General features: G+C 45.1%; 8 protein-coding genes. 4 read left to right on the top strand and 4 right to left on the bottom strand.

The genetic code is table 11. The features are described from left to right. The first annotated feature begins 89 nt into the window (after nt 1-89). From focA to parE, 3 genes are all read left to right on the top strand, one after another. Nucleotides 90-947, top strand: coding sequence for a formate transporter FocA (focA, locus tag P6910_RS04425; protein WP_317145076.1), 858 nt, complete (start codon nt 90-92; stop codon nt 945-947). 461 nt (nt 948-1408) lie between these two features. Continuing rightward, a complete protein-coding gene (locus P6910_RS04420) occupies nt 1409-2788 on the top strand; it encodes an MFS transporter (protein WP_317145075.1) in 1380 nt (459 codons plus the stop codon). 132 nt (nt 2789-2920) lie between these two features. After that, nucleotides 2921-4810, top strand: coding sequence for a DNA topoisomerase IV subunit B (gene parE / locus P6910_RS04415; RefSeq protein WP_317145074.1), 1890 nt, complete (start codon nt 2921-2923; stop codon nt 4808-4810). Nucleotides 4811-5131: 321 nt separating this feature from the next. Here parE and P6910_RS04410 read toward each other — a convergent pair whose 3' ends face one another. From P6910_RS04410 to P6910_RS04395, 4 genes are all read right to left on the bottom strand, one after another. Beyond that, complete coding sequence (locus P6910_RS04410) at nt 5132-5446, bottom strand: HigA family addiction module antitoxin (protein ID WP_317145073.1); 315 nt, start codon at nt 5444-5446, stop codon at nt 5132-5134. A gap of 4 nt (nt 5447-5450) precedes the next feature. Next, the gene (locus tag P6910_RS04405) at nt 5451-5744 is read right to left on the bottom strand and encodes a type II toxin-antitoxin system RelE/ParE family toxin (RefSeq protein WP_317145072.1); all 294 of its coding nucleotides are present in this window, start codon (nt 5742-5744) and stop codon (nt 5451-5453) included. 507 nt (nt 5745-6251) lie between these two features. Then, nucleotides 6252-10238, bottom strand: coding sequence for a hypothetical protein (locus tag P6910_RS04400; protein ID WP_317145071.1), 3987 nt, complete (start codon nt 10236-10238; stop codon nt 6252-6254). A gap of 408 nt (nt 10239-10646) precedes the next feature. Further along, nucleotides 10647-13049, bottom strand: coding sequence for a hypothetical protein (locus P6910_RS04395; RefSeq protein WP_317145070.1), 2403 nt, complete (start codon nt 13047-13049; stop codon nt 10647-10649). 413 nt (nt 13050-13462) lie between these two features. Here P6910_RS04395 and P6910_RS04390 point away from each other — a divergent pair, with 413 nt between their 5' ends. Continuing rightward, on the top strand, nt 13463-13660 hold the full coding sequence (locus P6910_RS04390; RefSeq protein ID WP_317145069.1) for a hypothetical protein: 198 nt from the start codon (nt 13463-13465) through the stop codon (nt 13658-13660). The last annotated feature ends 11 nt before the right edge of the window (nt 13661-13671 follow it).

The following is a 13671-nucleotide window of genomic DNA, read 5'->3' as shown; positions in this document are numbered from 1 at the left end:
CAATGGTGTCGAGAAATAGTTTTACGAGAAATAGCTTCAATCTCTCATGGCCATTAAGTTTGGCCGTTCTTTCCCTTCTGGACCCCGACATGCAAACCAACAACAACCCACAATCTGGCTGCGTACCTCCTTCTGAAATTGCCCGTCTGGCAGAAGACGCCGCTGTGGGTAAAACCCAAAAACACCCTGAAGTAACCTTTGTCCTTGCCGTTCTGGCTGGTATTTTTATCTCTCTGGCGGGCATGTTTTACACCATCGTCACCACAGGAACAGAGGGTCTGCCCTATGGTATGACCAAGCTGGTCGGTGGACTGACTTTCAGTATGGGTCTGATGATGGTCGTACTCTGTGGAGCCGAACTGTTTACCAGTAATACCCTGTTGCTGATGGGTCGAGCCACCCGTCGCCTCAACATAGCCCAGATCACCAGGAACTGGACACTGGTCTACTTCGGTAACATGACCGGTGCCTTTTTCATGGTGGCCATGCTCATGGGAGTGAGTCAATACCAGGGCGCTCATGGTGGTGTAGGCATCAACTATATGTATATTGCCAATGCCAAAATGGGTCACAATTTCATCCAGGCCATGATGCTGGGTATCCTCTGTAATCTTGTTGTCTGTCTCACTTATTGGATGACTCTGAGCGCACGTTCTGCAGCCGGAAAAATGCTCGCTTGCACGTTACCCGTTGCCTGCTTCCTGGCAGCCGGATTTGAGCACTCCATTGCCAACATGTTCCTGCTCCCTATGGGCTTGCTGATCAAAAACATTGCCGCGCCTGAATTCTGGGCAGCCACAGGCTACAGTGCTGACGCTTTCAGCAATGTCACGGCCTTCAACATGATTGTCATGAATATCATCCCTGCAACCATCGGCAACATCATTGGTGGTGGTGTCATGGTAGGTCTGAGCTACTGGTTTGTTCACCTTCGCGAGCGTGACTGAGCCCTCATTAAGGTGAGGCTGCATTGACGCAGCCTCACTGCTCAACCATAGTGGTCTTGCATCGGGTTTTCATGACATCACCCTCATAAGACTTTATTTCGACAGGCGTTTTTTCTGAATGGTGCTACATTATTTCCTAGCAGCCTGTCGGACTTAAGCGCCCGTAGCGAGGATTGCGAGAAATTGAGGATAAAAATTTCTGCTTCTGAGGAGAATAGCGGGGCTATTTGACGAAGAGGCAGGAATTTTTAGACCAATTTATCGCAACCGCAGTAGGGCAGACTTAAGTCCGACAGGCTGCTAGGTTGACTTTGAGACTGAGCAGATGAACGACAAAGATAATCTTTCGTCTCCTCCGTTGGTAAAGGATTTTTTTCCGTAAAAACACTGCCACCTATGTTTTTACGGCCCCTTCTATCCTGACGTGTTCCACTTTTTCTTCAAAGTTCATGGAAGTGTTCATGAGATCTTTCCTTAAATGCTCTGTTGTCCCTGATGGTTACTCCAAAGAGCAGCACGAACGCTATTCAAGATTAAGATTGCAGATTCTGCTTGGGGCTTTCCTATCTTATTCGGCCTATTACCTGGTTCGGAAAAACTTTGTCATGGTCATGCCCGACCTGATTTCAGAAGGCTACAGCAAATCTGAACTCGGAATGGCTCTGTCAGCATTGGCCCTCAGTTATGGGATCAGCAATCTGGCCATGGGATATCTGGCAGACCGTATTGATGTCCGTAAGCTAATGCCTCTGTGTCTTCTGGGCTCGGCGATACTCTCTCTGGTTCTTGGCTTTTCACCGTTGCTTCAGTTCCCGCTGATAATGATAGTGATCACCCTGGCCCTCAATGGCTGTATACAGGGTTCAGGGTGGCCATGCAGTGCCAAATTGATTGCTCACTGGTTCGTCAGGCAAGAGCGTGGCACAGCCATGAGCATTTGGAACCTGTCGCATAATGTCGGCTGCGGCCTGCTGGGGCCCGTTGCCATACTGGCAGTAACACTCTTTGGTAGCTGGCAAAGCAAGCTCTATGTTCCAGCATTTATAGCCATCATTATTGCCATACTGGGGTATCTGCTTTTATGGGACAGACCCTCTCAATGTCAGCTACCGTCGCCTTCCTCGGAATTGCCGGAAGAACTGGAGATAGAACAACACAAAACGTCCTTTGTCCGAACGCTTCAGCTGTTCGGCCAGCATTGCCTGACTTTGCCACCGCTCTGGATTCTGGCCGTCGTGAACGCCTGCACTTATTTCATTCGTTACGGTGTTATTGATTGGGCTCCAGTCTACCTGACAGAAACCAAAGGCTTTAGCTTCAACGCCTCAAGCTGGGCTTTCTTCGCTTTTGAGTATGCCGCTATTCCTGGAACCCTTATTTGCGGCTACGTGAGCGATAAGCACTTCAAAGGCAAGCGTGCTCCCATGAATGCACTTTTTATGGCACTGGTACTCATTTCGGTCATTGCATACTGGAACTCACCACCAGGCGACACCACTCACGCCGTACTCTCGCTGATCTCCACCGGCTTTTTAATCTACGGCCCGGTCATGTTGGTACACGTTCATATTATTGATCTGGTACCTTTACCCTTTGCTGCCACTGCGGCCGGTTTCTGTGGACTCTTTGGCTATATTTTCGGAGCCACTTCCGCCAACCTGTTACTTGGAAAAGTACTCGACCTTTACGGCTGGGACGCCTGCTTCCAACTGTTAGCTGGTGCCAGCTTCCTGGCTCTGCTACTGCTTTTACTCCTCTGGCTATGGGAAAACAGGCACCCTGACCCTACGTTCGAGTTCAGCCCAACCACACCACAATCCATGACGCTTTCATCAAAATAAAAAAGGTTTTTCCTGACTGAAATCCTGAGAACAAGCACCCGCAACAATGATAAGATGCTCCCAACACTGACTAACGCCAAGGCTTTAGGTACACTTATGAGTTAACGCGCAATCAGACCCAGCAAGGATTTCATGCGTAACGACTATACAGCGGAAGCCATTGAAGTACTCAGTGGCCTGGACCCGGTTCGCAAACGTCCGGGCATGTACACAGACACGACCCGGCCCAACCATTTGGCTCAGGAAATCATCGACAACAGTGTCGACGAGGCACTGGCCGGGTTTGCCAGCAAGATCAAGGTTATCCTGCACAGGGATAACTCTCTGGAAGTCACTGATGATGGCCGGGGTATGCCCACGGATATTCATCCGGAACATGGAATAACCGGCATAGAGCTGATCCTGACCCGGCTGCACGCCGGTGGTAAATTCTCCAACAAGAACTACCAGTTCTCTGGTGGTCTGCACGGAGTGGGGGTATCGGTTGTTAATGCACTGTCGACACGTCTTGAAGTCACTGTTCGCAGAGATGCAAAAGTCTCCCTGATTACGTTCAGGGATGGCTACAAAGACCAGGATCTGCACGAGATCGACACCTGTGGACGTCGCAATACCGGCACGACAGTTCGTTTCTGGCCCGATGCCAGCTACTTTGATTCAGCCAAATTCTCGGTCAACAAACTCAAGCACGTACTGCGCGCCAAAGCCGTACTCTGTCCCGGCCTGAACATCGAGTTTGTCGATCACCACACAGGCGATACCGATGAGTGGTACTACGAAGATGGCCTCACCGACTACCTGAAAGGTTCGACCCGGGAATATGAAACCCTGCCACAGGAACCTTTCACAGGTTCACTGCAGGGTGAAAAAGAAGCGGTAGACTGGGCAGTACAATGGCTTCCTGAAGGGGGTGAATTGCTGACAGAAAGTTACGTCAACCTGATTCCAACTCCTCTGGGCGGGACGCACGTCAATGGTTTAAGAACTGGCTTGCTGGAAGCGATTCGAGAGTTCTGTGAATTCCGTAACCTTTTACCCAAAAGCGTCAAACTTGGCCCGGACGATATCTGGGAAAACTGCTCCTACGTTCTCTCAGCCAAACTGGCTGACCCGCAATTCTCAGGTCAAACCAAAGAACGCCTGTCCTCGAGAGAATGCGCTACCTTTATTTCCGGCGTTGCCAAAGATGCTTTCAGTCTCTGGCTGAACCAGCACCATGCAGAGGGAGAGCTGCTGGCAGAACTGTGCATCAGTAACGCCCAGAAGCGGATGCGCAAGTCCAAAAAAGTAGCCCGTAAAAAAGTCACTCAGGGACCTGCCCTGCCCGGAAAGCTGGCAGACTGTTCAAGTCAGGATTTGAACTACACCGAATTGTTCCTGGTCGAGGGTGATTCTGCAGGGGGCTCTGCAAAACAGGCCCGGGATCGTGAATATCAGGCGATTCTGCCACTGCGCGGTAAAATCCTGAACACCTGGGAAGTGGATTCCAGCGAAGTGCTGGCCTCTCGTGAAATTCATGATATTTCTGTAGCCCTGGGCGTTGACCCAGGTTCAGACAAACTCGACGGTCTGCGTTACGGTAAAATCTGCATTCTGGCGGATGCCGACTCTGATGGTCTGCACATTGCCACCCTACTCTGTGCACTGTTTGTACAGCACTTCAGAGCTCTTGTAGAACAGGGACATATCTACGTAGCCATGCCCCCCCTTTATCGAATCGATGTCGCCAAAGAAGTTTACTACGCTCTCGATGAAGCAGAAAAAGAAGGCGTTCTGGAACGAATCAAGGCCGAAAAGAAACGGGGCAAAGTCAACGTACAGCGTTTCAAGGGTCTGGGTGAAATGAACCCGTTACAGCTTCGTGAAACCACCATGTCTGCCGACACTCGACGTTTGGTTCAGTTAACGCTGGAAGACTTTGAGCTGACTCGTGAAGATATGGACATGCTGCTTGCTAAAAAGCGGGCTGGTGATCGCAAGAGCTGGCTTGAGGCTAAGGGGGATTTAGTGGAAATTTCCTGAGTGATGATTGCAAACGGTATGAGAGCGTCACTCGTTTTATACCCATCTTTGGTACTGAAGCTGAAGGTAGGCGATATTTGATCGTAGCGTTTGGAGTGCCTTGGATCACCGGATTTTCGCCGTCTGAAGTGATAAACAGATTATTCAAACCTAAGTCAATGCCCACTGACCTTTTACTTATGAGCATTGGTTTAGCTTCAGATTCACACAGCATGGACACAAAGCGGCCTGCACGATCTTTGCTGATGGTGATACGGAAGGCTCAGAAGGTAGCTCCGGATTGCCGGACCATCGACTCCAGCGGATACTCAGTGGCTCTTATCAAGCTGTTTGTCTTTTGAACGAAGTGACAGGTCTCACAGCCTTCGACTCCTCGTTATACCGGTTCCTGGTGTCCCATAGGTCGCAGGCGTGCTGGATATTAAGCCAGAACTCGGGCGTATTACCTAAAGCCGCCGCCAGTTTGATGGCCAGTGGTGCTGTCAGCACCGTCCTGTCATTCAGAATATTGCTGACAGTATTTCTGTGAACGCCCATGGCTTCAGCCAGATCAATAATCTTCAGTTCCATCGGCTCCATGAATTCCATCCTCAGCATGTCGCCTACGGATACAGGTCTTTTCTTGGTTGCCCTCATAGTCTTATCCCTTGTATGTGTGTGGATCAAGATGCGTATCTACAGCCACGCCATCAATCCATTTGAATACCAGGCGGTATTGCCTGTTGACCCGGATTGAACACCATTCGCTGAGGTTGTTGGTCAAATGTTCAAACCGGTTTCCCGGCGGTATCCTTAAATCCGATTCTTTGCAAGCTCCATCCAGGATTTGTATTTTCCTGAATAGCGCTGATTCAAGCTTCTTTGGTATCCGCTTGTCCTGCCTGTCATCTTCATAAAAGTACTCTAGCCACTTATCTCTGAACTCAACAGACATACATGCCCTTTACGCATAATATTGTTGTGCATTAAAGGCAAATATATGCACAATATTATTGTGCGTCAAGCGCGGTGTGTCAATCAAGCCCATCTTCAGGTCAAGAATCCCAGAAGGCTATATGGGCATGAGAACTGCCGGTGATCTCATTGTTGAACAATTGAACTATGGGACAAAAATCTGCACGAGAGTAAAATTTTGGGGTTGGGTGATCTGAACCACCCGATCTACACTCCATTTTGCACTCAACTAATTCCTTAGTAGTATTATTCAGATGTAAGGTAAACGCCAAATAAACCCACGCCCTTCAGAATCAAAGCTGGATACCTGTGCATTGATATGGACATACTGAAACGAATCTCTCTTGCCAGACAAAACAGCAGCGGTTATTGACTCAGCAATTGAGGGCGGCCAAGCATACGCATCATCAATATCCTGTTGAGAGGTCGCGGAGGTCGCAATGCTTCAGAAGAAAGGCAGATTAAAATCTCAACAGCCCTTAAGTAACTACTGATCGGTATCTGCCCATGCCCCGTGGTAACGCCCTTTTCCATCATGACAACCAGCTGTGCTGCGATGTGCCTCTGGATAATAATGATTCCACCAGAAGACTGCATCAAGTTTCACATTTATTTCAGTTTTCTCAGCACATTTGAAACCTTTTTTGAGCCACTTAAAATCAGAGAATACTTTAAACTCAAGCTCTTTTTTTAAATTTCTATTTTTGCATTCTGTCAGTAAAAACATGGTACTTTGTTTTTCAGTTGCATTGCCCAGAATGGCATATCCTTCGTTGTCAAGACGATAGGGCCAAACATCATACCAGCGCAGTTTTTCTGAAGTTATGTCCCACACAGGAAGGAAATTGATAACCCTGTGTGAATTTCCAAGTTTGATATCTCTTCTTCCATTGACAACAACATAATACTCATTCTCAAATTGCTTCGAAAGCATTCTTTGCACCGCCATACGACCACAGTCGTACTGCCATTTTTTATCAGGCATCAAGCCACAATAATCAACCACACCAGTGATAACTTCATTCAATGAAAGTTTATCACCCACCGATTCCTTGCCAGTTCTGATGCCACCTACAACCTGCAGCAGTTGCTTTGGTGTCATTTGAGTTAGCAGACAGTGCCTGGCATGAACTAATAAAACCTTACTTCCCTTCTGTATTTTTTGTGCTCTTTGGTTCTCGAAGAAAGTTTTTTTATTCATAAATTCAAAAGCTGCTTTTTTACGAATGAACGAGAAAATCTGATAATCAACAACCCTATAATTTTTATCAAGGCCGCACAATGTCTGCAGTATCTGCCTATTTAATCCTGTGTAATCATCTAAATTAAGGCAAGGATTTTCTATGCCATCACTATCGGACTCCTGCATGGATTTCTGCATGGATTCCTGCATGAATTTCTGCATGGATTCTCGCAACCAGGAATCGCCTAGCTTGTAGCCTATAAAAACTGAAATACCTACCAACAAAGCTTTGTACAATGAACTTTCAGTCGAGACATACGCATATCGTACTGAGCTTTTCAATTTAGCTTTACGTTTGGAATTTTTGCCGGTTAACTTATTATGCTGGTCTGGTCGCTGACTAACATTATTAATTGGTTCTTTCAAGTTTTTTGGGGCTTCATTATCGACTTCAAGGCATTTTTCATGTGATTTTTTATATTGTGAAACTTCTTTTTTAAGCCTTTCATTATCTGCCTGCAATTCGTTACACTTGGTATTTGACGCTTCCAACTTTTGTTTAATATTGAGTACTTCAAGATCAAGCTGACTGATTTTTTCTTTATACCTGTCAACACCCTTTCTCTTATCTTGAGCTTGAGCTAGATCTTGCTTTATTTTTTTTAGTTGTTGCTCAAGACTTTTCAGTTCCTTATCAAGATTTACATTTTTTTCCTCATAGCTTTTATTCAGTTTATTTAATAACAATATTTTTTCACCCATTTTCTTATTAGCAGACCGGCTGTCAGCTATCTCTTTATCTTCCCTCGCCAGCTTCTGCCGAAATTCATGAAATAATTGGTTTCGCTCCTCTTCCTTTTTGGCAAGACTGATTTCATTAGCTTTTAAAGTATCCAAAACTTTTTGTTCCAAAATCTTTAATTGCTGTTCCTTATCATTTAATTCACAGGTCAGTTCATCAATGCGCTCCTTCATCACTTCAATCCTGGCTGACTTGGAATGAGTACTCCTGTGAGTTGGCTGTAATGGTAATTCACCTGTCTGCCGATCTATGTCGTCTAAAAGCATACTGAAGAAATAATTCTGTGAAAAAACCGATTTCAAATAGAGGGCACGATCCCAATGCTTTCCCTGCTTACGTACAGAGGTATTGCGAACCACCGCATCAGCGTTTAGCCCCCTGACGATGCTCTCATAAATAACCAGTTCCTCTGACTGAAAAGTCGCCTTTGATCCAGTAATCGCCATAGCGACATCCAGGCTTGGGAGGTAGGCGTTTATTGACCCGCTCTCAACCGTGAAATCAAACACATACAGGTTATAGGCTCCAGGATCAGGTCCCTGTCCGGGAAAAGAAAACAACATTTTTTTACGGGGTTCTGATACTTTAAAACCAACCAGCTTTGTGTCCAGCCACTGTTTTAAATCACCTACTTTGTCGTACCCAAGCAGAACATCAATATCATCCGTCACAGGCTCGTTATCCTTGAATTTAAACTGATGTCCAAACCCGTGTTTGGTTATGTACGCTCTTACAGACTCTCCTCCATACAAGCAGCTACCCGTTGCTTTCTCTACACAAAAGGCTTCGATAATATCCTTGAGGCCATCGCGCAGATTAATAATAGTCTGAGAAAACTGGTCATATTTATCAAAGCTATCAACGACACGATTAAACATATCCTGCGTCATGGGTACAACATACTCATCATCACGACTACGACTGTGATCAGAAAAAGCAGGCTGCTCTGTATCACCTGCTGGACTTGTGGGATCATTGATATAACGAGCAAGACGCTTACTCACAACCATTGCCCAGTCTTTCATCGGCTGACCTTCAACAGGTAAAACCTGCAGCATGCCTGCATGGCTCATCTTGCGCATTAAGTCGTAGGCATCCTGAAGATCGACTTCGGGTGACTGCCCCACACTCAATCCACGGTTTAAAAAAAACTGTTTTGTCGCCTGCCACAGAAGACTCTCTGGTGACGCGACGGGTGACAAACGGGGCTTTTCAGAAAATGGGGAGCCTTTACCCTTGTCCTTATCTTTTCCACCGTCGGCACCCTCTCCCTCATCCGCCCCGGAACCCTCTGGCTCCCTTTCGTCAGGTTTGTTGAGAGTGAAGCTTTCTCCGCTGCTGGAAAAACTATTTTCCTCTACAGGTGTATCCATCATATGTGACTGTGGAACAACACCAGCAGAGAAACCTTGCATGGTCATCCCGCCAAAACAATGCTGATTGTCGGAGTAGCAGGCAGGAACCACAGGCGTCAGCCCTTGCAAACCTGGTTCTTGATGTCGCCGGGACATCATAGCCTTCACCGGTTCAGACATTAAATAAGCCGACCAATACCAATTCAGAAACAACCCGCTGAACTCAGCTATAGCCCTTGCAGAGCTGACTGCCAGAAGCCGGTGAGTCAGCCAGGATGGCACCGCTAGTTCGAGTTGCAAACCAGACTCACTTGCTTTCTCTGGAGCAATAAGCTGGACGGTTAAACAAGCAGTAGTACTTCCTTCTTTCGGTTCGCTCCAGACAACCTGTTGATAGCGCTCAACATTAATGTCATTAAATGTTTTTATCCAGAAAATGCCCCGATTACTCCCCACCTGATAAGTGCTGGTTGTGTTGTCACTGTTTGGAAGAATGATCGAGAATACGGTTGCAGTTGTATCTTGTTGCAGAACCTGCAGTTGGGCTTTTCCATCACGACTTTTCACGACCGGCTGACCGGGTGTGATCTGCTTATTAAGCTCGGTAACATAGGCCACAAGGCTGTGCAGGCTGGCAAAATTATCGTGCCGTATCCGATAGTTTGGATCGGCTTCTGCCAGAGTCGAGTAGCCAAGCACCGGATTCAAGGTGCCAGCCTCAGCAGTGGCAGAATCGGGTATTCTCACGGGGTTCCACTGCGAACCGGAAAATACAAGCCACGAAGCCCATTGCCGGAAGGCATCAATCAAAAGAAAACGGTGCAGCAGACCAGCCGAAATAATGTAAACCTGCAAAAGAGGATAGATAATCCGACTACAGGCCACGGCAGAACCCTGACAAAATAACGCCGATAACACGATTGCAGACGATACCGCCAGTTGCACAACCGCCGCAGCCCCAACATCTTCGAGGTTCAACGAAAAACTTACAGAAACACCGGGAACAGAAAACTGTGCACAATAAGATGGGCTATCTGGAATGGTATCACCGGACAAATCAGCAGAATAAGCACAGAACACGGCCAGAAATAGCCAGGCCAACCACAAGAAAGATATGCCGTTTTTTATACTCAACAACATCCACCCCATGACCCATTGAAAGATACCCAATATAGATACTTGGAAGCTGTCGTACTTAAGATGGCCCTGCTGCGGTTACGATAATTGAGCACCAGGTCTCCCCAGACATTCCTGGATCGCATTAACTGCCGCCGGGGAGAGCTTAGAATAAAATGCCAATCATTACTTGAATGTAGTGGCTGTACTCCAAAAAAAGTTAACATTCCACATTATCAGGAAACTTGCATAGAGGTTAGGGCTGCGAGAAGATGACCAGCTCCGATGAGCAACAAGTAAAAACAGGGAGTATCAACAACCACAGGCTCTCTTGTCATTAATCGGCCACCCAGTGTGTTATCGAAACCATCGCACGGGTCGAGCCGACAATAACTGCGCCGGGCTATCAAACCCACCATTTTATGATCACATATCCTTAGACACTTTATTCAGAAAGCTTTGATAGTCAGCCGGATTCAGTCCCAGTTTTTGCAAGTATTCAACAGTATGATGAAGAACTTCTTCAGGAGTATAATCTTTGCTGGATTTAACGTCGTCAGGTACAGGCTCAATCGGCTCATTTCGCATTCGACGCTGATGGATATATTCGAACAAGGCTTTTAAAAACTGATTAATCAATTTTAATTCCTGCATACTTTCAGGACAACGAAAAAAGCGAAACTCTATTGTGCCATAAGGATCAATTATCTCAGTTCCTGGAATGTGCAACAAAGATACAGCCATATATTTATCTAAAAACACATCACCAACTGCACCAAACATGTTTTGTAAAGGAGCCAATTGCACAAAATGACTGTATAATTTTGAGAACTGTTTAAGCTTTTCCAATTTTTCTGAATCCGTTAGCCAATAAAAACTTCCTTCCCCATAATTTACACCAGCCAACTTCTCATTATACGTAGCAATCATCCAATTCATCCGTTCAATTGCCAAGCTTTTCAAATCAGCATAATCAGAAAACAGTTTGTACCATTGACCCTCATCTTTTTTAACAATTCGGTCATTATTACCAAATGCTCTGGTTAGATAAGGATTGCTCTCAATCTCCCTCTGTAATTCCAGTAGAACGCCGGGGTTGCCGCGGGTGGCAGAGAGTGCATCTACATGCTTGTGACCCGAGGCATGATCTATAAAGCCATCTTTAATCATTAAGTCAATGAGTTCAAATACTTTTTTAAAGCATTTTTCCGCACCAGCGTCACCATCATGGTAAGGCGTACAATTCACCTCAAGCCATTTTTTAAAATCTACAAAAGGGGCCACATAGAAATGACCATCAAAAGTGTACCTAATAGGACCATAAGCAGTTTCCTTATTTGCTCCTAATTTTTTCATATATTTATCTACTTTCGTAAGATAATAGTAACTTGGCCCGCCCCATTGATCTTTTTCTTCAGAAACCAAATCATATTCTAACTCTTCACCAAATTTGAGATTAATGGGGTTATCAGGTAGAAGAGCCTGTCCGACTGAGTCTGGTTTTTCTTGAAACATATCATCAAGAATATCTAACCAGCGTCTATTAAATTCTCCCGCCATGACCTCTTCATTAAAAGCCATTCTAAGTTTGTCATTACCTCTAAGGACAGCGATAATTTCATTCTTGCAATCTATAAAGCTGTAATCCTTCCTTACCTCTGCAATAATTTCTACCTTATATTGATCAGTAAAACTCATAAAACCAGCAAATTCTGAAAAATAGCCTTCCCCAAAAAGCATCTTTTCAAAGAATGGAAATGTCGCATGCCCAACTGCCTGAAAGCCGTTAACATCGTCAAAACCTTTGTAATTCTCATAAAGGTAATCGGGTAGTAACTCACGAAGATAATATTGACGATTTGAATAATTTCTTTCTGAGAACTCGTTATTTTTCCGAGCAAACATTTCTGATAATATTGAATCTATTAGCTCCACTTGGTTATAACTGATTTTTTGACCGGAACGATATTTATCAGCATCATCACTATAAACAAACTTCTGATCTCTTAACAACCCTTCCGTAAATAATATAAAATCTACAAATATCTCTTCTACATCCCCACTGCTAGTAATGTAACTACCATCGCTGAAATACATATAACCAGAACCCTTATACTTATTATTCCCGATTATTCTTTTGATGGATATATTATGTTCCCTCGCAAGTTGATCAACGGTATTCAGGAAGTGCTTGGCTGCCTCTCGAGGTGATAAGTCCAGCACCTCAAAATCAAGCTCTTTTTCTTTTTTTCTCTTGCGCTTGCCCAGTTTAAATTGCGATAAAGCTTCTTGGCTTTGATCGTTGGCCGAACTTCCGTTTTTTTCAGGCAACCGATCACCTTTGCCACCCGCTGCTCCCTTTTCACTTGAATTACCGAGGCTGACAATTCCGTGTATATCACCTGTATTACCTTTCAAAGAAACATTGTTAGCAGTATCGATTAATAAAGATAAAAAAGCATTCAAGACATGTGCACTATTGCCAGCCTCATTTTTGTCATAGGCCAACTGGTAAAAGTTATCCTTTTCATTTTTAGAAACGCCTGTATTTTTTTTGCGATCGAGTTCCTGGTACTCTTTTGTCACTTTATTTGTCTTGCTTTCAAGAAAGGGGTCTTTCCAGCCTTTAAGATCCGCTATTACTTTTTTCTTAAAAGCATCCATTAGCGTTTTTTCAGCGTTGTTTCTTTCAAGAGGAAGTATTGGGGAAAATAATTTTCCAGTAAAATCCGGAATTAAAGCTGCCAGATGATCAAGAGAAGTCGAGCCAAAAGCTTGAACGTGCAAAACAACCAAGAATAAGGAGAAGAAAGAGATCAATGATTTCATAGTCAGTTATAAAATTGAGTGTTAATCCATTTTTCATACTATAAAATTCGAATAATTTTTGTTCAGTTTTCCTGATACTATGCCACTGAAAGCGAATTTTAAATACCCGAAATTTAACGCTCTAAGGGTCATTAATCCTTCAATATCCCAGTACTAAAAAGATATCCACAGTAAGTACTACTGTTCTTTTTCATGTTCAATTGTACAAACATTCAATTAATGTGCTGTCTAAAATAGTTGCGATTTAATTATTAATCAACTGCACTGAAAAAATATTCTTTAGCCAAGAATAAAGTTCACAAGATCGTTTTACCACTTCTCACAAAGAACCCGGAAACCGGTGACATTCACGTTTTGAGTCACCGCTCCGGCATCTTCAATAGCCAAGGGTGACACTCCCCGCCTTGTCGAGGGTGTCGCAAAACTCTCTCCAGCGTGCGAACGAGTTGACTCCCAACATTCCCGGCTTCATTCTCGTCATTCCCGCGAAGGCGGGAATCCACACTGACTCTCCACCAGAACCATACTGCCCGGTGCCCCCCCTGGCCTTGTCATCCCCGAGAAGGCAGAGATCCACCGTTGGCGCTGGATTCCCGCCTTCGCGGGAATGACGACCTCAGAG

The organism is Endozoicomonas sp. 8E (assembly GCF_032883915.1).
GTDB lineage: Bacteria > Pseudomonadota > Gammaproteobacteria > Pseudomonadales > Endozoicomonadaceae > Endozoicomonas_A.
The sequence above is the reverse complement of the archived record's forward strand: the minus strand, read 5'-3'. Positions and strand labels throughout refer to the sequence as shown.